At 39.3% G+C, this 20,610-nt stretch carries 23 protein-coding genes; 22 read left to right on the forward strand and 1 reads right to left on the reverse strand.

Going from position 1 to position 20,610, the window contains the following annotated elements:
- Positions 1-62 precede the first annotated feature (62 nt).
- The 22 genes from ACT3RM_RS06205 (at position 63) to ACT3RM_RS06310 (ending at position 19,020) form a co-directional block, all read left to right on the forward strand.
- Positions 63-797, forward strand: a complete 735-nt coding sequence (locus ACT3RM_RS06205; protein WP_441834563.1) for a beta-ketoacyl synthase chain length factor — start codon at positions 63-65, stop codon at positions 795-797.
- Positions 794-1,570 carry a lysophospholipid acyltransferase family protein gene (locus tag ACT3RM_RS06210; protein ID WP_441834564.1) on the forward strand — a complete coding sequence of 259 codons (777 nt, stop codon included), beginning with the start codon at positions 794-796 and terminating at the stop codon, positions 1,568-1,570. The genes ACT3RM_RS06205 and ACT3RM_RS06210 overlap by 4 nt, the downstream gene beginning before the upstream one ends.
- A complete protein-coding gene (locus ACT3RM_RS06215; RefSeq protein ID WP_441834565.1) occupies positions 1,563-1,820 on the forward strand; it encodes a phosphopantetheine-binding protein in 258 nt (85 codons plus the stop codon). The genes ACT3RM_RS06210 and ACT3RM_RS06215 overlap by 8 nt, the downstream gene beginning before the upstream one ends.
- Before the next feature lie 52 nt (positions 1,821-1,872).
- Positions 1,873-2,127: an acyl carrier protein gene (locus tag ACT3RM_RS06220; protein ID WP_441834585.1), complete on the forward strand. Its 255-nt coding sequence runs from the start codon at positions 1,873-1,875 to the stop codon at positions 2,125-2,127.
- Positions 2,127-2,696 (forward strand): hypothetical protein, encoded by a 570-nt coding sequence (locus tag ACT3RM_RS06225; protein WP_441834566.1) that lies wholly within the window; start codon positions 2,127-2,129, stop codon positions 2,694-2,696. Before ACT3RM_RS06220 ends, ACT3RM_RS06225 begins: the two co-directional genes overlap by 1 nt.
- Positions 2,677-4,011 carry an AMP-binding protein gene (locus ACT3RM_RS06230; RefSeq protein ID WP_441834567.1) on the forward strand — a complete coding sequence of 445 codons (1,335 nt, stop codon included), beginning with the start codon at positions 2,677-2,679 and terminating at the stop codon, positions 4,009-4,011. The genes ACT3RM_RS06225 and ACT3RM_RS06230 overlap by 20 nt, the downstream gene beginning before the upstream one ends.
- Complete coding sequence (locus tag ACT3RM_RS06235) at positions 4,004-4,360, forward strand: ApeI family dehydratase (RefSeq protein ID WP_441834568.1); 357 nt, start codon at positions 4,004-4,006, stop codon at positions 4,358-4,360. The genes ACT3RM_RS06230 and ACT3RM_RS06235 overlap by 8 nt, the downstream gene beginning before the upstream one ends.
- Positions 4,361-4,372: 12 nt before the next feature.
- Positions 4,373-5,110: a glycosyltransferase family 2 protein gene (locus ACT3RM_RS06240; RefSeq protein WP_441834569.1), complete on the forward strand. Its 738-nt coding sequence runs from the start codon at positions 4,373-4,375 to the stop codon at positions 5,108-5,110.
- Between the two features lie 9 nt (positions 5,111-5,119).
- Complete coding sequence (locus ACT3RM_RS06245) at positions 5,120-6,124, forward strand: LpxL/LpxP family acyltransferase (RefSeq protein WP_441834570.1); 1,005 nt, start codon at positions 5,120-5,122, stop codon at positions 6,122-6,124.
- Between the two features lie 19 nt (positions 6,125-6,143).
- Positions 6,144-7,694: an HAL/PAL/TAL family ammonia-lyase gene (locus ACT3RM_RS06250; RefSeq protein ID WP_441834571.1), complete on the forward strand. Its 1,551-nt coding sequence runs from the start codon at positions 6,144-6,146 to the stop codon at positions 7,692-7,694.
- Positions 7,695-7,708: 14 nt separating this feature from the next.
- Positions 7,709-8,137, forward strand: coding sequence for an acyl-CoA thioesterase (locus tag ACT3RM_RS06255; RefSeq protein ID WP_441834572.1), 429 nt, complete (start codon positions 7,709-7,711; stop codon positions 8,135-8,137).
- Entirely contained in the window at positions 8,127-8,696 is a 570-nt protein-coding gene (locus ACT3RM_RS06260; protein ID WP_441834573.1) for a hypothetical protein, read from the forward strand. Before ACT3RM_RS06255 ends, ACT3RM_RS06260 begins: the two co-directional genes overlap by 11 nt.
- Complete coding sequence (locus tag ACT3RM_RS06265) at positions 8,674-11,004, forward strand: MMPL family transporter (protein WP_441834574.1); 2,331 nt, start codon at positions 8,674-8,676, stop codon at positions 11,002-11,004. Before ACT3RM_RS06260 ends, ACT3RM_RS06265 begins: the two co-directional genes overlap by 23 nt.
- Entirely contained in the window at positions 11,001-12,266 is a 1,266-nt protein-coding gene (locus ACT3RM_RS06270; protein WP_441834575.1) for an NAD(P)/FAD-dependent oxidoreductase, read from the forward strand. The genes ACT3RM_RS06265 and ACT3RM_RS06270 overlap by 4 nt, the downstream gene beginning before the upstream one ends.
- Positions 12,267-12,268: 2 nt before the next feature.
- On the forward strand, positions 12,269-12,829 hold the full coding sequence (locus tag ACT3RM_RS06275) for a DUF3261 domain-containing protein (protein ID WP_441834576.1): 561 nt from the start codon (positions 12,269-12,271) through the stop codon (positions 12,827-12,829).
- Position 12,830: 1 nt separating this feature from the next.
- Positions 12,831-14,000 (forward strand): beta-ketoacyl-[acyl-carrier-protein] synthase family protein, encoded by a 1,170-nt coding sequence (locus ACT3RM_RS06280; protein WP_441834577.1) that lies wholly within the window; start codon positions 12,831-12,833, stop codon positions 13,998-14,000.
- Between the two features lie 3 nt (positions 14,001-14,003).
- Positions 14,004-14,459, forward strand: coding sequence for an ApeP family dehydratase (locus ACT3RM_RS06285; RefSeq protein ID WP_441834578.1), 456 nt, complete (start codon positions 14,004-14,006; stop codon positions 14,457-14,459).
- Entirely contained in the window at positions 14,459-15,184 is a 726-nt protein-coding gene (gene fabG, locus ACT3RM_RS06290; RefSeq protein WP_441834579.1) for a 3-oxoacyl-ACP reductase FabG, read from the forward strand. The genes ACT3RM_RS06285 and fabG overlap by 1 nt, the downstream gene beginning before the upstream one ends.
- Positions 15,184-16,413: a beta-ketoacyl-ACP synthase gene (locus ACT3RM_RS06295; protein WP_441834580.1), complete on the forward strand. Its 1,230-nt coding sequence runs from the start codon at positions 15,184-15,186 to the stop codon at positions 16,411-16,413. Before fabG ends, ACT3RM_RS06295 begins: the two co-directional genes overlap by 1 nt.
- Positions 16,406-17,218, forward strand: a complete 813-nt coding sequence (locus ACT3RM_RS06300) for a MipA/OmpV family protein (RefSeq protein WP_441834581.1) — start codon at positions 16,406-16,408, stop codon at positions 17,216-17,218. Before ACT3RM_RS06295 ends, ACT3RM_RS06300 begins: the two co-directional genes overlap by 8 nt.
- Position 17,219: 1 nt before the next feature.
- On the forward strand, positions 17,220-17,651 hold the full coding sequence (locus ACT3RM_RS06305) for an excinuclease ABC subunit A (protein ID WP_441834582.1): 432 nt from the start codon (positions 17,220-17,222) through the stop codon (positions 17,649-17,651).
- A gap of 67 nt (positions 17,652-17,718) precedes the next feature.
- Positions 17,719-19,020 carry a DEAD/DEAH box helicase gene (locus ACT3RM_RS06310; protein WP_441834583.1) on the forward strand — a complete coding sequence of 434 codons (1,302 nt, stop codon included), beginning with the start codon at positions 17,719-17,721 and terminating at the stop codon, positions 19,018-19,020.
- Positions 19,021-19,030: 10 nt separating this feature from the next.
- Here ACT3RM_RS06310 and ACT3RM_RS06315 read toward each other — a convergent pair whose 3' ends face one another.
- A complete protein-coding gene (locus ACT3RM_RS06315; RefSeq protein ID WP_441834584.1) occupies positions 19,031-20,554 on the reverse strand; it encodes an amidase family protein in 1,524 nt (507 codons plus the stop codon).
- Positions 20,555-20,610: the final 56 nt, after the last annotated feature.

Raw genomic sequence — 20,610 nt, forward strand, 5'->3', positions numbered from 1 at the left:
ACAAGCTCAACTGTAGAATTTAGTTTCTTTTTGTCATCACCTTTGTAATAAGGATTATTACGTTGAAATTTGTCATAAAACAATGCATCGCTTGGGGCGACGAAAAGTCAAGTCCTGAAGATTGGCAAGCATTTTCAAAAACGGGTGATTTAGAACCTAAAACGTTAACACTTCCTGAATTAAAGCAAGTTCCTGCGATGCAGCGTAGGCGCTTAAGTCCTTTTGCAAAATTAACATTACACTGCGCGTTAGGGGCTAGTGAACCTTTTCAAGGCAATATTCCGAGTGTATTTTCCTCCCGCCATGGCGATTTACATAAAACCAGTAAACTTATTGCTGATGTAGCCAGTGAAGACGCATTATCTCCTACACACTTTGGTTTGTCAGTTCATAATGCAGTGGGTGGGTTATTTAGTATTTATACCGGAAATAAAGCGCCCTTATCGGCTGTTTCTGCAGGTGAAGATAGCTTTTTTATGGGGCTAATTGATGCAGTATCTAAACTGTATTCTTATGGCTATCAACGAATTCTTTATGTATATAGCGACCAAGCCGTTCCTGAGCAATATCAAAAATATGTACAGCAAACTGCTGATAACGTGGCCGTTGGGTTATTGATAGAAGCAAGTAACGCTGAAGAAAGTAACTATAGTGTAGATTTTAAAAGCCACACACAACAAAAAGAGTCTGAAAATTCTCGACTACAGGCGTTGGATTTTCTAGCTTTTTACTTTTCCAATCATGAACAATTAAATACCGCTTCTAAGCGATATCAATGGCAGCTTACACGCACATGAAATCGCAGTTCATAAAAGTATATCGGGTTATTGCTACGGGAAGTGCTTTTGCATTATTTAGTGGCGGCGGTTTAGTGCTATCTATCTTGGTTTTTTCAATACAACGTTTACTTTATCGCGATATTAATCAACGAAACCAAGCTGCTCGCACGGCTGTACATTATTCATTTAAATTTTTTGTTGGCTATATGCGTTTGGTTGGAATATTACGCTTGGATATAGATAAGCTTGATACCATTAAACGTGCTAAAGGGCAGCTAATTATTGCCAATCACCCGTCATTAATTGATGTTGTGGTACTTATATCGATAGTGCGCAATGCAGATTGTGTGGTGAAAGCTGATTTGTGGAAAAACCCGTTTTTAAAAGGGGTTGTGAAAGCCACGGGTTATATTAATAATGACGCCGATCCTGATTACTTTTTAGGTCAGTGTCGACAAAGTTTTGCACGTGGGAGTAACTTAATTGTTTTTCCTGAAGGCACAAGAACGAAACCCGCAACAGCATTAAAGTTTAAACGTGGCGCTGCAAATATCGCACTTCGGACAGAGGTTGATATGTTGCCGGTATTAATTGATGTAAACCCCGTCACTTTAACCAAAGGACAAAAGTGGTATCAGGTGACTGACAGACGCTTTACCTTTAAAATGCGGGTTTTGCCTGTTTACTTGATCGAGCCTTACTTACAAGGTGAACAAATTACTAATACAGTTAGGCAACTTACGCGGGACTTACAAGCTTATTTTAACGAGGAAAAATTGAAATATGAGTGATCTAAGCACAGAAGTAAAACAACTAATTATTGAAACATTAGATTTAGAAGATATTGAGCCTAGCGATATAAACGATGACGAGGCGCTGTTTGTTGATGGCTTAGGGCTTGACTCAATTGATGCGCTAGAGCTGGGTGTTGCTATCAAAAAAGCGTATGACGTAAAAATTGATGGAGATACCGATGACAGTAAAAAGCACTTTTATTCGGTCAAAACCTTGTGTGACTTTATAGCCTCAACACGGGCATAATTTTTTGCAGTAACAGCTGCATTGTTTGGAAGCAACTATGAGTAATGAAAACATGAATAACGGTGATAAAATTTTTGCAATGTTAAGCGAAATTCTGCAAGAATATTTTGAAATAGATGCCGCCGATATTACCCGAACAGCAAGTTTATATGAAGACTTAGACTTAGACAGCATTGATGCAGTAGATCTAGTGGTTAAGTTACGTGAACAAACGGGTAAAAAAATCGAACCAAACGACTTTAAACAAGTTAGAACAGTTCAAGATGTAATTGATGCCGTTGAAAAGTTAATGACAGCTGACGGTTAATGAATAAAGCGTTGCTTGCAGGATTACTTTTAGCATATCCATTTGCAGTGTACTTTGGTTTGCAATTCAGTGATCCCGCACTTGTAGGTGGTGTATTTGCGCTTGTTATCGTTGTGCGATACTGGTTAGTTAAAGATAATAAAGCGGCCATACCCCATGTTAAAATAGTGACAGCGTGTGGTTTTAGCTTATTACTTTTTGCAACATTTGCAAACTCTGCATTAGCATTAAAGTTTTATCCAGTGGTTATCAATAGCTGCTTTTTAGTGGTGTTTTTATATTCACTTTATCGTCCTCCTAGTGTCGTAGAGATCATTGCGAGTCGGTTTGAGAACCTTGATGAAAATGGTAAACGTTATACTCGAACAGTGACAAAAGTTTGGTGTGGTTTTTTTGTACTAAATGGTTTGATCGCAACGGCAACGGTATTTCACCCAAACCCAACAGTATGGTTAACTTATAATGGCCTAGTATCATATTTACTGATGGGGTTATTAATGGCTGTAGAACTAATAATCAGAAAATGGCAAAAGGCAAAAAATAAACCCCATGAAATGGCCGATAAATAATACTTTTTTTTACTGCGAAAATCATGACTATGTTTTATGGCAACAGCAAGTTGTTGCTCATGCACGTGTTTTTGAGGCTCATAACGAAAAAACATGGTTACTATTTGATGTTGATACTTACCAATTTAGCGTATTGTTTTTTGCGTTATTAGTTGCTAAAAAATCAATAGTGCTACCACAAAATGGTCAACCAGAGCAGTTAGCGCAGTGTCTCGAATATGCCGATGCATTTACCGGAGACGCGAAACTGATGCAGGCACAGGTGACGTACACTCCATCATTAAAGGAAGTGACCGACACTGAGCTAGATATTGATGAAAAAACAGCGATACGGTTTTTTACCTCAGGCTCTTCGGGCAGCCCAAAAGCAATAGATAAGACATTTGAGCAACTACTGTTAGAAATTATCGCTCTTGAAGCGCAATTTAGTGAACAAGTAAGTGACTCTGTCTTTGTTGCTACCGTTTCCCATCAACATATCTATGGTATTTTATATACGGTGCTTTGGCCTTTATATGCAGGCCATGATGTATGTTTAAAGAGCTTTGATTACCCAGAAAATTTACTCCATTTTGTGCAGAACAATAGCAGTAAAAAGAATAATGAAAAATATACTTTGATTAGCAGCCCTGCGTACTATCACCGTTTAGTACAAGATAATGTGTTAGTTGAAGTTAAAGATAAATTGCATGCTTTTTTTTCATCAGGCGGGCCATTGCAGAGCTTTGCAGCTGAATTGTTAACAGCGCAGTTTGGAGATGCACCTATTGAGGTGTTAGGTAGTACAGAAACTGGCGGTATCGCATGGCGAAAGCAAAATAATAGTTCAGTATGGCAGGTGTTTTCTACAATTAAATTAAAGCTTGATGAGTTACAACGACTGATAATCTCATCGCCTTATGTGGCTAATGGTGATTGGTATCAAACTGATGATCGTGCCGAGTTAATAGGTGTTGGGGAGTTTAATTTATTAGGCCGTGCTGATCGCATTGTCAAAATTGAAGAAAAACGCTGTTCATTGGATGAAATTACGCAGCGTATAAATCAGCATGCTTGGGTTGCTGATTGCTATGTACTTTTACTTAATAATATTAATAAGCGCGCAGAAACAGCCGCTGTGTTAGTTCTTAGTGAAGCGGGCAGGAAATCACTAACTAGGCTTGGAAAATTTAAGTTTTCACAAGCATTAAAAGGCCATCTAAAGACATTTTTTGAACCCTTAGTGATACCCAGAAAGTATCGTTATTTAGACCAGTTACCTTACAACACACAAGGTAAACTTAATAAAGCGCAATTGGAGGCGATGTTTGACTGATTTTGTATATAAGCCGGCTTGTGATGTAGTTGAACAAAGTCCTGAGCATGTGGTATTAAATTTAACGATCCCTGAAAATTTATATTATTTTCAAGGCCACTTCCCACAAGCTGCAATTTTACCTGGAGTTGTGCAACTTGATTGGGTGATGTTTTACCTAAATGAATATTTACATGTCGACTGTAAAAAAGTGGTCTCAGTTGATGCGTTAAAATTTCAAATTATTGTGCGGCCTAATTACGAAATTCAATTACAACTCAAAAAAGTTAAAACGAATAAATATAGCTTTAGCTATAGCTCCTCACATGGTCAGCATGCATCAGGTAAAGTGGTTTTCGAAGATGAATAAGAGCCAGTATTGATGACTGATATATATGGGTTTGTGATCCCCAATTATAATCACCATTTAGTGATCCATGACACCATTGCAGCACTGGTTGATTTTAACTTGCCAATAATTTTAGTCGACGATGGTAGTAATCAACAAACCCAAGATGTGCTTGCACAAATCGATAGTGAATTTAAACAAGTTACGTTGGTACGCCGTACTGAAAATGGCGGTAAAGGTGCTGCAGTTCAAACAGGTCTGAGTTATGCCCACCAAGCTGGTTGGACGCATGCTATTCAAGTGGATGCTGATGGCCAACATGACTTGAACGATGTTGAGCAGTTAATAACTTGTTCTAAACAAGCACCTAAAGCACTTGTTAGCGGCCAGCCTATCTACGATGAGACTATTTCAAAAGGGCGCTATTACGGACGGTTTATTACTCATTTTTGGGTTTATATTGAAACATTATCATTACAGCTAAAAGATACCATGTGTGGCTTTAGGGTTTATCCGTTAGCAGCCTACGCAAAACTGATGAAAACGAATACGCTCGGTAAAAAAATGGATTTTGATATTGAGGTTATGGTGAAAATATTTTGGCAAGGTACGCCGGTTGAGTTCATTAAAACCAAAGTTCATTACCCTGAAAATGGCGTGTCACACTTTAATGTTTGGGATGATAATGTGTTAATTTCCAAAATGCATACACGTTTAGTATTTGGTATGTTATGTCGTTTACCGCGCCTACTTTTTAATAAATTCAAATAGGACTATTACGTGTCACAAAAAAACGCTTCTGGGGAAAACAATACAGATAAAAGCGCTGCAGATAACCCTTTTCATTGGTCACAGTTAAAAGAACGTGGCTCAATATTTGGTATTGAAATACTGGTCTTTATTTATAAAGTATTTGGTAAGTGGTTGTTTAAAATAGTACTAACGCCCGTTTTGTTTTATTTTTATGTTTCAGGGCGATTATCACGCCAAGCTATTTGGCACTACTTGGATAATCTCAATACAAGTATGGGTGAAAGTAAACGCACCGGGTGGGCTAAGTTTAAACAAGGATTTAAACTGTATTTCTCATTTGGTATGGCTATTTTAGATAAGTTTGATGCATGGCTTGGCAAAGTAAATATTAAAGATATTGAAATAGCTACACCTGAAGGTTACCAAGAGTTAGCACAAGCTAAAGGCGCTATTATTTTTAGTGCCCATTTAGGAAATATGGAGGTTTGTCGCGCTATTTTTAGTATGGGCGATAATAAGCGACCATTAAATGTAATTACTTATAATGAACATACTCCATCATTTAATAATTTTTTAAAAAAAGTAAATCAAGAGGCTGTGGTAAATTTCATTCATATTAATAACTTTGGCCCGGATGATACGATTAAGTTAAAACAGAAAATTGATGATGGTGAAACCGTTGTTATATTTGCAGATAGGACCTCCGTTAATAACCCTAATAGTGTACACCAAGTCCCATTTTTAGGTGAAGATGCAGCGTTTGGTAAAGGGCCTTTTGCACTTGCAACGATAATGGAATGTCCGGTATTTTTAATGTTTTGTCTTAATGAGCAGGGACGTTATAAAACCTACATCGAAAAGTTTGCAGATCCTATCAAAGTTAGTCGCAAAGAACGCAAAGCGCACTTTCAAGCTATGGCAACGAGGTTTGCACAGCGGCTAGAGTTTTATTGTAAGAAAGCACCGTATCAATGGTACAATTTTTTTAATTTTTGGCAAAAAGCCACCGACAAAGATTCTAAGCCTAGCTAAATATCTGGAGAAGCAGTAAATGGACAATAATAATTTAAATCATCTATTATTTGGCGCAGGCCGTATAACAATTGAAGATATAATCAGTGTTGTAAAAGAAAACCGCTCGGTCGCTTTATCTGGCGATGACCATTTTGCTGAAAAAATTGATTCAGCGGTGGCATTTTTAGATAAGTTATTAGCAGATGAAGGCCATATTTATGGTGTAACTACTGGTTATGGCGACTCGTGCACTGTAGAAATTCCGCTTGCGCTTGTTAATGAGTTGCCAATGCATTTAACTCGTTTTCATGGTTGTGGTTTGGGCGACTTTTTCACGCCTGAACAGGGTAAGCTTATTTTAGCTAGCCGCTTAGCCTCGCTGTCTCAAGGCTATTCTGGTGTTAGCTGGGATCTCCTTAAACTACTTGTCGAAATGATTAACCGCGATATTGTTCCTGTGATACCACAAGAAGGTTCGGTTGGTGCAAGTGGCGATTTAACACCGCTTTCGTATGTTGCGGGTAGTTTAATTGGTGAACGCGATACCTATTATAAAGATAAAATCGTTAACTCATTAGCTGCGTTTAAAGCCGAAGGGTTAGAGCCAATTACGTTGCGCCCAAAAGAGGGCCTTGCCATTATGAATGGTACCGCGGTTATGACTGCACTTGCATGCCAAGCTTATGATCGTAGCGAGTATGCGAGTCGTTTAATGACCCGTATTACTGCCCTTGCGAGTATTGCTCTTAAAGGAAACAGTAATCACTTTGATGACATTTTATTCAGTGTTAAGCCGCATCAGGGCCAGCAAAATGTGGCTAAGCGTATTCAAACAGATTTAAATCACGTTGAACATCCTCGTAACTCACACCGTTTACAAGATCGTTATTCAATTCGCTGTGCGCCGCACGTTATTGGGGTATTAGAAGATAGTCTACCGTGGCTTCGTAGTATGATTGAAAATGAACTTAATAGCGCGAACGATAATCCTATTATCGATGGCGTTGGCGAACATGTACTACATGGTGGCCATTTTTACGGTGGCCATATTGCTATGGCGATGGATTCGATGAAAAACTGTGTTGCTAATTTAGCTGATCTTGCTGATCGTCAAATTGCGACCATGGTTGATGTTAAAATGAACCATGGATTACCTTCGAATCTAAGTGCAGCATCAAGGGAACGTAGCTTTATTAATCATGGCTTTAAAGCGATTCAAATAGGCTGTTCTGCATGGACCGCGGAGGCATTGAAATTAACAATGCCTGCAAGCGTATTTTCGCGTTCAACCGAGTGTCATAACCAAGATAAAGTGAGTATGGGCACTATTGCAGCGCGTGATTGTTTACGTATTTTGCAGTTAACTGAGCAAGTGTTAGCGGCAACGCTATTAGCAGCAGTACAAGGTGTTCGTATTCGCATACTTAACAATGAAATTGATGAATCGGCTCTGAACCCTGAAATCAAGGCGATGATTGATGATGTAGCAAGCTTCTTTGATTTATTAGAAGAAGATCGCCCAACTGATAAGCTATTACGTCAAACAATTGAGTATATTCAAGCTCAACGTTGGACACTTTATCAATAAGGTAAAAGGTTAATATGAAAAAATCCACCGCGATAGTGAGTGCAGCCGTTGATATGGTCGTGCCATTTTATGATGTCGATCCAATGCGTATTGTCTGGCATGGTAACTATGTAAAATACATAGAAGACGCCCGCTGTGCGCTGTTTGATAAGATTGGCTATAACTATAATGCGATGGAAAAATCTGGTTATATGTGGCCGATTGTCGATATGCGCTTAAAGTATGTAGCATCGGCTGTGTTTGGCTCATGTATTCGTATTCATGCAGATTTAGTTGAATATGAAACCCGTATAAAAATTGATTATCGTATAGAGTGTCTTGATACTCATAAAGTGTTAACCAAAGCGTACACAATTCAAGTTGCTTTGAATATTCCAGATCAAGAATTACAGTTTGAGTCACCAGCTATTTTTACTAACAAAGTCCTTACGTATGTTGAATAGACTTGTTGTAATACTATTCGGTGCAAGTACGCTTTTAAGTGCGGGTTTATCTGCGAATGATTTTAGTCAATTTCAGATAAACCAAGGCAAAGGTGAGTTTAGCCAAGCCAAGCATTTTAAATTTTTAAAACGTGAAATTAAATCACAAGGGCATTTTGTGATTTATAAACAGCAGGTTTATTGGCACACCAGATTACCTGTTAGTAGTGAATTATTACTGCTACCCAGCGCGATTTATCGTCGTTCAGATCCCGAAAAAAGCTATCAAGTATTGACTAAAGACAAGCAAATTAATCAATTACTGGCTAAGCTATTGAGTGGTCAAATTGATGAGTCTGACTGGGACGTTACGACGTTAAATGCTCACTGCTATAAGTTGATCCCGTTGTTATCTGACGTCGCGTTACTTTTTGCAAGCGTTGAGTTGTGCGCTGAAGACGAAGTAAGTCGAAGCATTGTGATAACCGATCAGCAAAATAATGAAACACACATTACTATGCAGGTAATTAGCAAGGAGCTAAGTCAAAGTGACATGGATGCCGTTAAGCTCCCGCGCTAAATTATTTTTATGGTGCGCGCAATTACTCGCTTTATTAGCTGGTTTGAGTTATTTGTGGCTTTTTAAGTCATTTTCAATTATTGCCGACATAAATCAAATTTTTAAAGTTGAACAAGATACAGAAACTCGCTTAGTTACGGAGCAAGTTGAGCAAAGACAGTTGCGCCAACATGTGTTATTGGTGGGGCATCAAGATCGCACTACTGCTATTAAATATGCAGATAAAGCGGCGCAAACGCTCGAAAGTATTAATGGTATCAACGTAAAGGTACACTTTGACTCACTCCCAAAGCTTGGGTCAATTGTAGGGGATTATCTTGATTATCAACACGCATTTATCAGCCCACAATATCAGCAGCTATTAAAAACAAAAAATACTGATGAAATTTTTAAATACCAATTTAGCTTACTTAATGAAATTGGCTCACCTTGGGTTTCCGCCACATTGGAGGCGGATAAAAGCTTAGCGCTGGCTGATTATTTTAATCAACAAACGCTACCCACCTCTAATTTAAAAAATCATAATGGTTACCTCGTTGCAGAATACAATAATAAAGCTGGTCAACATATGCAGTATGTGCTGGTTAACTTTATAAGTAATGGCACAGGTCTTGATTTAAATGTAGCCAAAAAAATTGCCGATAAGGTCACTGAACTTAAACATAACTCTTTCCAAGAAGGCGCGGGGATTGATTACTTAGCAACAGGGGCTGCTTTTTTTACTGCAAATGCCAGTGCGAGTGCTGAATCTGAGATGGCATTATTTGGTGGTATTTCAGTGATTGCTACTTTGCTATTGATTCTAATGATTTATCGCAGTGCTTTAAGCGTTATATGTACTTTATTTGTGATTTCAATAAGCATGTTATACGGTTACACCGCGCTGCGACTTTTCTTTACTGAAGTTAATATTTTGACCTTGGTTTTTGCCGTAACATTAATTGGCATTGCCGCAGATTATAGCTTTCATGCCTTAAGTGAACTGCGTTTTAGTCGCGTTGACAAAGTCAACCCTTTGAAAAATATTCGCAGCTCATTACTACTTGGTTTTGTGACTACTACTGCGGGTTACTTTATTTTGGCTCTCACACCACTGGCGCTATTTAAGCAAATAGCCGTGTTCACGATGGCCGGCTTACTGGGTGCATTATTGACCGTATTACTGGTTTATCCTAGTTTAGCGGCTTTAATTATTAAAAAGCCAAGTACGATGCCTTCATTTATTAAAACTCTTAATCAATACCAGCAACTCTTTATGAAAAAAAGGTTGAGTGCAAAGTGGCAAGTTGGTTTTGTGGCGATATTGTTAGCAGGCTTAAGTTTGGTAAACAATGTTGATGATCCACGTCAGTTTTACCAAACGTCAGATGATTTAATTGCACAACAACATCAAATTACCGAAGTACTTAATACTGAGTGGGATAGCCCTTACTTGCTTGTGTCAGGGCAGAGTGAACAACAGGTTCTCGAAAATATGGAACAATTATTACCTAAGCTCGAGCAATTAATAAAAACTAATACCATTGAAGCTTATTCTAGTATCAGCCAATGGTTACCTTCACTTTCAGCTCAAAAGTATTCTCAAAAAATTATAAGCAACGCACAAGACAACGGTTTGTTTGAACAGTTAAATGCAGTACTTGGTGGTGCGCAGTCAAACTCCCATCAAACTGATTATAAGCAAATAAATTTTTCAATGTGGCAAAAAACTAAAGTAGCCCCACTATTTACTAACCAATGGCTGCAGGTTAATAACCGCTTTTATAGTATTATAAAGTTACAAAATATAACAAATACAGCATCTCTTAAAAGTATCTCAAATGACTACAAAGAGGTTGTTTTTGTTGATAAAGTAGCCGAGGTTAGTGAGCAAATAGGGCAGTTTAGACAGCATTTAACGTTTATTTATATTTTAGCATTGGCAGCAGCCATGTTGGTATTTTGGCTACGTTATGGGTTTGTTAGCGCCAGTATAGCGATAAGTAGGCCTATTATCGCTATTGTAGTCGCCCTTGCTTTGAGTGCTGGATTTTTTGGCAGCTTAACCGTTTTTAACTATGTTGCGGGAATCCTTATTCTTGCTCTTGGTTTAGATTACTGTGTATTTTATGCAGAGCATGGTAATTGCAAAAAAATAACACTCACTACACTCGTTTCAGCACTTAGCTCGTTGTTTGTGTTTGCTATTTTAATTGCTAGTTCAACGCCAGCGGTGCGTCAATTTGGTTTTACCGTGTTTATCGGTGTGGTGGTGGTGTTTATTGTTGCGCCACGTCTTACTTTGGTATCTAAAAGGAACATTTCATGACATCAACTGATTTTGATGTAACTATCATTGGTGCAGGGCCTTCAGGCTCAGTAGCCGCTTGTTTATTAATGCAGCAAGGGTTAAGCGTTTGTCTCGTTGAGCAAGCTGAGTTTCCTCGCTTTTCAATTGGTGAAAGTTTATTACCTCAGTCAATGGATTACTTACGCCAAGCTAATATGCTTGATGTTTTACTAGAAAACGCACAGCAACTTGGTTTTCAATTTAAAGATGGTGCTGCTTTTTATCGTAGCGGCCACCATACTAACTTTAACTTTGAAGAAAAGTTCAGTGAAGGCCCAGGAACTACTTATCAGGTAAAACGTGCTGGCTTTGATAATTTATTGGCACAGGAAGCAATTAAGCAAGGAGCGGTGATCCGATTTGCTCATCAAGTAACAAACTTCAAAGTAATTGAAGATGTCACCCATCTTGATGTTACCGACATAAAAACTCAGCAAAAAAGTACTATAACAGCAAAATTTACCTTAGATGGAAGTGGATTTGGCCGTGTACTGCCACGTTTACTTGACCTCGAAGAGCCCAGTGAGTTAACCCCACGTAAAGCCTTATTTACTCATTTTAAAGACAATATTGATAGCAGTAAGTTTGATCGTAATAAGATATTGATCACCGTTCATCCACAGATCCCCGATGTATGGTATTGGGCTATTCCATTTAGCGATAGTACAATCAGTGTGGGTGTTATTGGGGAAATCGCGCAAATTGAAAGACCAGATCAAAGTCTTGAGCAAACACTTGTTAACTTTATCAACGAAGATGATAATTTATCTGCGCTACTAGCGGACGCTGAAATTATTGCGCCGGTGCGAACCATTGGTGGTTATTCTGCAAACGTAAAAACTCTTCATGGTGATAGGTTTGCTCTATTGGGTAATGCTGGTGAGTTTCTTGACCCAGTATTTTCATCAGGCGTTACAATAGCACTAAAGTCAGCGGTAGAAGCTTCTGAACTAGTCGTAAAAGAGCTTAATGGCCAACAAGTTGATTGGCAAAATGAGTACGAAATACCACTACGTGAAGGAATAAACGTATTTAAGTACTTTGTAAACTCTTGGTATGACACAAGCTTACAGTCAGTTATTTTCTTTTCTGATGGTCAACCAGATGTAAAAGCAATGGTTTGTTCAATACTTGCAGGTTATGCGTGGGATAAAACGAATCCGTTTGTTAAAAATACAAAGCGGGGGTTGCGTATTCTGGAACAAATTTGTGAACCAGAAAACACTCGTAGCGTTAGTTAATAATGTTATTTGCTAATTCCAAAAAAATTACTTTTTTACTTTTTGCGGCTCTAGTATTAAGTGCGTGCCAATCAGTAACGAAGGAGCCAAAAACAGCTGCGCTCTTTAATTTAATGCCAGTGCCTGAACGATTCGATGAAGGTGGCTGGCTCGAAAAGTTTCAGTTTTCAGGCGTAGTAGATCAATCAATGTTGGTGTCGACAGAGTTTTCAGCACCGATGATTAAAGTTGCCGCATTAACGTTTGAAGGTGTTCCCTTGACGCAGTTGCAGTTTGATACGCAAACCCAGCAATTAACGACGACAAATACGTTAGGAATAGATTTTGATGGCAAAAAAATTATTTATGATATGCAAAGTGCATTTTGGCCATTAGCACAACTTGAAGCGAATATGTTTGTAAATACTCACGTTACAGAGCAGGTAAATGGACAGCACCGAACTCGGCAGTTTTTCCGTAATGAGACATTAGTACGGGAAATAACGTATAATGGTGCATTAACTCAAGTAACAGAGTTTGAACAAAATTACCGTTTAAAAATAGAACGATTAGAAGAATATTAATATGCAACAACCGCTATTTATTAGCCATTACGCCATGGTCAACCCTTTAGGGGGCGACAATAAAACAATAAAACGTAACCTGTTAGCAGGTAACCAAGATGGCATTGTTATAAATCATAGTTTGCTAAATGAAGGGCCTATATACGTTGGTGCTGTGCAATCGCCGCTGCCTTTGCTGGATGAGTATGCGCTTGAGTTCCAAACACGTAATAATCAACTGGCAGCATGTGCTCTTGAGCAGTTAAAAGTTCCCGTCGCTGAGTTAAAGCAGCAATATGGTGCAAGTCGTATCGCTGTGATTGTTGGTACCAGTACCTCTGGAATCGCTCAGGGTGAGCAGGCCATGGCTGTACAGCAACAGCAGGGAGACTTTCCAAGCGAGTACCATTACCAACAACAAGAGATGGATAATTTATCACAGTTTATTCGTACTGCACTTGATTTAGAAGGACCTGCCTTAACGTTATCAACGGCATGCTCATCTAGCGCCAAAGCCTTCGCTACGGCACAAGAAATGATTGCAGCTGGGCTTGCTGATGCAGCGATTGTCGGTGGTGTAGATAGTTTGTGTGGCATGACGGTTAATGGTTTTTCGGCGTTAGCGTCAACATCATCAGCAATAAGTAATCCATCCAGTCGTAATCGAGATGGCATCAATTTGGGTGAAGCAGCCGCTTTGTGTATAGTGCAAAAACACGGAGCTGTGAAGCTTTTAGGTGTAGGTGAATCAAGCGATGCTCACCATATGTCGGCGCCGCACCCTCAAGGTGAAGGTGCTGTTGTTGCAATGCGTCAAGCATTAGCGCGAGCAGGGTATCAAGCAAGTGATGTTGATTATGTAAATTTACACGGTACAGCCACACCCAAAAATGATGAAATGGAAGCTATTGCTCTGGCGGAAGTATTTGGTACCGATACACCTTGTAGCTCATCAAAAGGTATGATTGGCCATACACTAGGCGCTGCTGGTGCGACTGAAATTGGTTTATGCTGGTTGTTACTTGGTGGACATGATTACGCCCCACATGTTTGGGATGGTGAAGCTGATGCTGCATTACCCACAATTAACTTAGTTCCGATAGGTACTAAGAAAAACACAAAAATTAACACGTGTTTGTCAAACTCATTTGCTTTTGGCGGCAACAACGTTAGTGTATTAATCGGATTATAAGATATGTCTGTGTACCCAATTGAAACTATTCTACCTCATACTGCACCCATGATTTTAATCGATAGCTTAGATAGTTACGATGAAAATAATGGTTGTTGCTCAGTAACTATTTCACCACAGAGCAACTTTTATGACGCTGATACTAAAAGCGTGCCAAGCTATGTTGGTATTGAATATATGGCACAAACCATTGCCGCGTACGCCAATGCAAATCACATTGATAGCGGTGCCAAAGTAGAAATTGGTTTTTTAGTTAGTAGTCGTAAATATAAAATGTACAACAACGAATTTTTATTGAACAGTAAACTAACCATAAAAGTAGAAAAGCTTTATAGCGAAGCAAATGGCTTAAGTGCATTCGGTTGCGTAATTCAACAAGCCGATAAAATTTTAGTTGAAGCTAAAATAAATGTATTTCAACCTGAAAACCCAGAACAATTTTTAGCGGAGCAAATGTAATGTCAAAACGTGTATTAGTAACCGGTTCAAGTAAAGGGCTCGGAAAAGCAGTTGCTTTGCAGTTAGCAAAAGATGGTTTTGATATCAGTTTACATTGTCGCTCAGGTTTAGAAGCTGCTCAGCAAGTACAACAAGAAATAGCGGCTCTAGGTGTTAATGTTGATATTTTACAATTTGATGTTGCTGATAGAGCCAGCGCTAAAGCTATTTTAGATGAATACGTTGAGAATAACGGTGCTTTTTATGGGGTTGTTTGTAATGCTGGCATTACAGCAGACACAGCCTTTCCTGCGATGACTGATGATGAGTGGGACAGTGTCATTCATACCAATTTAGATGGTTTTTATAATGTACTCCACCCACTTGTTATGCCTATGGTACGTACTCGTAAAGGTGGTCGAATAGTTGCCATGTCGTCTGTTTCTGGCGTGGCGGGCAATCGCGGACAAGTCAATTATAGCGCATCTAAAGCTGGCGTAATTGGCGCATCAAAAGCACTTGCTGTTGAGCTTGCTAAACGAAAAATCACGGTAAATTGTGTTGCGCCAGGTTTAATAGATACCGGTATGACTGATGATCTACCTATTGCAGAAATGACTAAAATGATCCCTGCTAACCGAATGGGTAACGCAGAAGAGGTTGCTGCTGCAGTGGCTTTTTTAATGTCTGATGGTGCCAGTTATATCACGCGACAGGTCCTACAAGTTAATGGTGGGATGGCTTAATGAAACGTGTAGTTGTAACGGGTATGGCGTCAATCACTGCATTAGGCGACAATTGGGCCGATTTTAAATCGGCATTAATAAAAGGTGAAAACGCCGTCAAACGCATGCAAAACTGGGAATACATTGATAACTTAAATACTAATCTTGGAGCCCCAGTTGATAACTTTAGCCGTCCTGCACATTACTCGCGTAAAAAAGTGCGTTCAATGGGACGAGTGTCTATGATGTCTACGGTTGCCACAGAGCAAGCGCTTGAGCAAGCGTCTCTTTTAGAACACCCCGCATTAACTGACGGCACAACAGGGGTGTCTTATGGTTCATCAATTGGTTCAACAGAGCCGTTAGTATCATTTGGACGGATGATGGATTCAGGCTCCATGAATGGCGTGACAGCAACTAGTTATATTCAAATGATGGCCCATACAGCTCCTGTAAATGTAGGTGTTTTCTTTGGCTTAAAAGGACGTGTTATCACAACTAGTTCTGCGTGTACGTCAGGTTCGCAAGGTATTGGCTATGCATATGAAGCAATTAAGTTCAGTCGTCAAAAGTTGATGGTTGCAGGAGGCGCCGAAGAGCTATGTGTTACTGAAGCCGCTGTATTTGATACACTATATGCAACGAGCACACAAAATGACACGCCTAAAAAAACACCTCGTCCATTTGATAAAAGCCGCGATGGGTTAGTTATTGGCGAGGGGGCAGGCACTTTAATTTTAGAAGAATATGAACACGCTAAAGCACGCGGTGCAACGATCTTGGCTGAAGTTGTAGGTTTTGGTTGTAATTCTGATGGTCAACATGTTACACAACCTACTTCGGCGACCATGCAGGTAGCGATTGAAATGGCATTGCAAGATGCTAACTTATCGGCAGATCAAATTGGTTATGTAAATGCTCATGGCACCTCAACGGATCGTGGCGATATTGCTGAATCACATGCAACGTATAATGCACTAGGTGCAAAACCAATCAGTTCTCTAAAAAGCTACTTAGGTCACACCTTAGGTGCGTGCGGTGCAATTGAAGCATGGGCAAGTATAAATATGATGAACGATAACTGGTTTGCACCCACTATTAATCTGACAGATATTGACAGTGACTGTGCCCCACTTGATTACATCACAGAGCAAGGACGTGAAATCAGTACTAATTATGTGATGAGTAATAATTTTGCTTTTGGTGGCATTAATACTTCGCTTATTTTTAAGCGCTATCAGGGTGAATAAAATATATTGGGTATTCACTTTGCTCATTTTTAGCTGCGCGAGCACCTTTGCGGCATCTAAATTGGAAGTTGGTGGTGGTGTGTTCATGGCTGATATTCCGCATTATTTAGGCGCAGAGCAAAGTGAACAATACATCTTACCCATGCCCTATATTCGCTATCAAAGTGATGAACTAGATATAGACCGAAATAGCTTTACGGGTTATTTATGGCAAAGCAATAATTTACATTTAGATATATCAGCAGGGGCTAGTTTAGCGGTCGATAGTAAAGATAACCGTGCCCGCCAGGGAATGGATGACTTAGATTGGGTATTTGAATTAGGACCTTCACTAAATTATTACTTTTTAGGGTCACCTAAAACGGCAAAGCACTTTTATGTTGGCTTATTTACCCGAAAAGCCATAGCAACTGATTTTGGCTCAGTGACTAATGCAGGTTGGCGATATGGTCCAAATATTTACTTTGAAGCGCCGCTCATCAGCCATGAAAAATATCAATTAACCACAAGCATAAGCATAAATGCAAATTTTGCCGATAGCCGCTATTTGAATTATTATTATGGTATAACGCAGATAAATAGCAGTGAAATACGTAGTGAATTTAGTAGCAGATCGGGGTATTCAGGTTCGGACTTATCTATAGGTCTAAACCTTGATAGCAAAAAGTATTGGTTAGGTGGTTTTATTAAATATCACCACTTAGCAGATAGTAAACAGCAACATAGCCCATTGGTTAAACAAAACAGCAATGTGTCGTTAGGCCTTGGTGTTGCTTGGAAATTTTATACACAACAAGGAAATTAACATGAAATTTATTACGAGCTTACTTTTAGTCATAGCAACACTAACAGTAACCGCGGTTGAAGCGCGCGATGATATTGGTAAATACCCAATTCAGTCATTACTTGAAACAACGAAAGCAAAAAATGCGTTATTGGATATTCCTTTGTATTTTGCTGATCAAACTTACTCTGCTCATAGTAGTAAATATGGTGAAGTGATCACTAATAAAAAAACCAACGCATTTAATAAAAGTGATCAAGAAGCATGTGAGTGGGTGATGCTAAGCGCGTTAAAAGCGCTGCAGGAGCGCGCAGTTAAAGAAGGTATGAATGCAGTTGTAAATATTCAGTCTTATTATAAAAAACGTGAGTTTGTTAGTAGCACCGAATATGAGTGTGGTGCAGGGATGCTGATGGCAGGCGTTGCATTAAAAGGCACTTTAGTGAAATTATAACTAACCCTTTACTAGTTGATGCTGTATAATTTGCGACCCTTGATTATGTGGCCTAAGGTTATACAGCATGAATTTTAAATCTTTTAGTTTTGCCCCTGAACTTATCCAGGCGTTAGATGAACTTAACTATCACACCCTTACGCCCATTCAACGCGGTGCAATTCCTGCCGTTCGTAAAGGCAAAGATGTACTTGCTAGTGCACAAACAGGTACTGGCAAAACCGCGGCGTTTTCGTTACCGCTTATTCAAAAGCTTTCAGAAGTAACGCATACAGCTACTAATGCTCCACGTGCATTAATATTGGCACCTACTCGCGAATTAGCGGAGCAAATTGCTAATAACGTTAAAGATTACGCTAAGTATACAGAACTTAAAACTGTGTGTTTATTTGGTGGTGTAAGTCTAGCAGGCCAAGAAAATGGCTTAAAAGAAGGTGTTGATATTGTCGTTGCTACGCCTGGGCGTTTACTTGATCATATTCGTTTAGGTAACTTAAGCCTTGCTCAGGTTGCACACTTAGTGCTTGATGAAGCTGACCGTATGCTTGATATGGGCTTTATCACAGATATGCAAAGTGTAATAAAAAGTTGTGCACAAGAGCGTCAAATATTATTATTCTCGGCGACTTTCCCATCAGCAATAAAACAGTTTGCAAGCAAAGTATTAAAGCAGCCTGAAATCGTGCGTGTTGACCAAACTAACAGTACTGCCGCGACTGTGAATCACGTAGTTTATCCTGTGGAAGCACGCCGTAAACAAGAGTTATTATCTGAGCTTGTAGGTAAAAAAAATTGGCAGCAAGTGCTAGTGTTTGTAAACATGAAAGAAACCGCCGATGAGCTAGTAAAAGAGCTAAACCTTGATGGTATTCCTGCCGGTGTTTGCCATGGCGATAAAACTCAAGGTAATCGTCGCCGCGCATTAAGTGATTTTAAAGCGGGTAAAGTACGTGTGTTAGTGGCAACTGAAGTTGCAGCCCGCGGTATTGATATCGATGACTTACCACGTGTTGTTAATATTGATTTACCATGGCTTGCTGAAGATTACGTACACCGTATTGGTCGTACTGGCCGTGCAGGTAAACAAGGCCAAGCAATTTCATTTGTAAGCCGCGAAGAAGAAAACATGTTATTTGAAATTGAAACTTTAATTGGCCAAAAAATTAAGCGTGAATATTTGCCAGGTTATGAAGTGAGTAATCGTGAAGTATTGATTGATAAAATCGGTAAAAAACCGTCACACTTACGCCGTAGTCACTCTAATAAGCCTTCTGGTCAAGCAACGGGTGAAGCGCGAGCTAAAAATCGCTCACGTATTTCTAATGTGCGTAAATCGCTAAAAGGCGAAAAGTTAACGTTAAAGAAATAACGACCTGATACTATTTTATAAGCCCACTAAGCGGGCTTTTTAATGCCTGATTGATTTGTTTAGCATACGTATAAGCATGTTGCTCTTTGTTGGGTGCCGCTAATATGCTCAACCCCACCGGTAAACCATTTACTTCACCAAGCGGCAAAGTTATATGGGTAGTGCCTGCAATCGCAGATAGTGTGCTGCTAGTACTGCCTTTAAGTTTATCGTCATTGATCAAATCTGTTTTCCAAGCTTCAGATGTGCTTGGGGCAATGAGGACATCAATATTAGTATAGGCTTTATTAAGCATTGTTAGCGCTAATTGTTTATAGCGTGACTTAGCTTTTAGGTATTTATTCTTATCAGCGTTAAGGCGTATTGCCTCTGACTGAATAAGAATGTCTTGGCCAAAATGTGGCATAACCTGTTGCTTATACTTGTCATTAAAAGCTATAAGCTCTGCTAAATTTGTTACTTTTACTCCGGTAGGCGTATTGTTTAAATAGGCATTTATATCTGCTTTAAATTCATACAAAAGCACAAAGTATTCATCAATAAATAAGGTATTTAGATCACCCTCAATACTAACAGGGGTTATTGTATGGCCTGCGCGCTTTAGTGTTTTGAGTTGGCGCTGAAATAACTGCTGAGTTTCGATAGTAAAACGATCAGGGGCTAAAACGCCAATACGTAGCTTGTTTTTGGCCTCAATCGTTTTATTGCTGAGCTTATAGTCTTTTGTAGTTGCATCTTTTTTATCTATGCCTTGAATAACTTCAAGTGTAGCTAAAGCATCTTCTAAACTATGTGCCATTGGGCCTATCGTGTCTTGACTCTTAGAAAGTGGTACTATGCCTTCGCGCGATACTTGCCCCATACTAGGTTTTATCGCATAAACTCCGTTTACAGATGCAGGGCAGATGATTGACCCATCAGTTTCTGTGCCGAGAGTGACTGTAGCAAAGTTAAGTGCTAGGGCTACCGCAGAGCCTGCACTTGAACCACACGGATTGCGACTGCTATCGATCGCATTATTGGTTTGTCCTGCAATACTACTCCAGCCAGGTGACGAATAAGACGAACGAAAATTTGCCCATTCACTTAAGTTCGTTTTACCTAAAATAATCGCACCGGCTTCACGTAGCTTTTTAACCACGGTAGCATCTCTATTGGTGATATTATTTTTAAGGGCGAGGGAACCTGCGGTAGTCGCAACGGGGCCAATCGTTTCAATATTGTCTTTTAATAACACGGTTATACCATGTAGAGGTCCAGCCCACTTTCCTTGAGTTTGCAGGTCATCATGTTGTTTAGCTTGTTTAAGTGCTGAGGGGTCGATGGCAATAACAGCGTTATACTGCGGGTTTAATTGTTTTATATTTGCTATATGCGCTTTAGTTAATTGAACCGCAGTTAACGAACCATCTTTGTACTGTTGTTGAATATCAGCGATAGTGGTTGGCAGTGGTTGCGCCATTGCATTGAACTGTGTGCAAGCTAATACCAGTAGATAAAGAATGTGAGCAAGAGTACGGGTTATTTTTATCATTGTTATCTATCACTTTTGCTAATTAATGTAGTATAAAAAAGCCCCATAATATAATG

Origin of the sequence: Pseudoalteromonas sp. AOP7-A1-14 (assembly GCF_052376275.1) — a bacterium.
Classification (GTDB): Bacteria; Pseudomonadota; Gammaproteobacteria; order Enterobacterales; family Alteromonadaceae; genus Pseudoalteromonas.

Bases quoted from the DNA above. Each gene is read 5' to 3' on its own strand.
- ACT3RM_RS06210 (WP_441834564.1), top strand. From the start codon at position 794: ATGAAATCGCAGTTCATAAAAGTATATCGGGTTATTGCTACGGGAAGT.
- ACT3RM_RS06215 (WP_441834565.1), top strand. From the start codon at position 1,563: ATGAGTGATCTAAGCACAGAAGTAAAACAACTAATTATTGAAACATTA.
- ACT3RM_RS06220 (WP_441834585.1), top strand. From the start codon at position 1,873: ATGAATAACGGTGATAAAATTTTTGCAATGTTAAGCGAAATTCTGCAA.
- ACT3RM_RS06225 (WP_441834566.1), top strand. From the start codon at position 2,127: ATGAATAAAGCGTTGCTTGCAGGATTACTTTTAGCATATCCATTTGCA.
- ACT3RM_RS06230 (WP_441834567.1), top strand. From the start codon at position 2,677: ATGAAATGGCCGATAAATAATACTTTTTTTTACTGCGAAAATCATGAC.
- ACT3RM_RS06240 (WP_441834569.1), top strand. From the start codon at position 4,373: ATGACTGATATATATGGGTTTGTGATCCCCAATTATAATCACCATTTA.
- ACT3RM_RS06250 (WP_441834571.1), top strand. From the start codon at position 6,144: ATGGACAATAATAATTTAAATCATCTATTATTTGGCGCAGGCCGTATA.
- ACT3RM_RS06255 (WP_441834572.1), top strand. From the start codon at position 7,709: ATGAAAAAATCCACCGCGATAGTGAGTGCAGCCGTTGATATGGTCGTG.
- ACT3RM_RS06260 (WP_441834573.1), top strand. From the start codon at position 8,127: ATGTTGAATAGACTTGTTGTAATACTATTCGGTGCAAGTACGCTTTTA.
- ACT3RM_RS06265 (WP_441834574.1), top strand. From the start codon at position 8,674: ATGCCGTTAAGCTCCCGCGCTAAATTATTTTTATGGTGCGCGCAATTA.
- ACT3RM_RS06270 (WP_441834575.1), top strand. From the start codon at position 11,001: ATGACATCAACTGATTTTGATGTAACTATCATTGGTGCAGGGCCTTCA.
- ACT3RM_RS06275 (WP_441834576.1), top strand. From the start codon at position 12,269: ATGTTATTTGCTAATTCCAAAAAAATTACTTTTTTACTTTTTGCGGCT.
- ACT3RM_RS06280 (WP_441834577.1), top strand. From the start codon at position 12,831: ATGCAACAACCGCTATTTATTAGCCATTACGCCATGGTCAACCCTTTA.
- ACT3RM_RS06285 (WP_441834578.1), top strand. From the start codon at position 14,004: ATGTCTGTGTACCCAATTGAAACTATTCTACCTCATACTGCACCCATG.
- fabG (WP_441834579.1), top strand. From the start codon at position 14,459: ATGTCAAAACGTGTATTAGTAACCGGTTCAAGTAAAGGGCTCGGAAAA.
- ACT3RM_RS06295 (WP_441834580.1), top strand. From the start codon at position 15,184: ATGAAACGTGTAGTTGTAACGGGTATGGCGTCAATCACTGCATTAGGC.
- ACT3RM_RS06305 (WP_441834582.1), top strand. From the start codon at position 17,220: ATGAAATTTATTACGAGCTTACTTTTAGTCATAGCAACACTAACAGTA.
- ACT3RM_RS06310 (WP_441834583.1), top strand. From the start codon at position 17,719: ATGAATTTTAAATCTTTTAGTTTTGCCCCTGAACTTATCCAGGCGTTA.
- ACT3RM_RS06315 (WP_441834584.1), bottom strand. From the start codon at position 20,554: ATGATAAAAATAACCCGTACTCTTGCTCACATTCTTTATCTACTGGTA.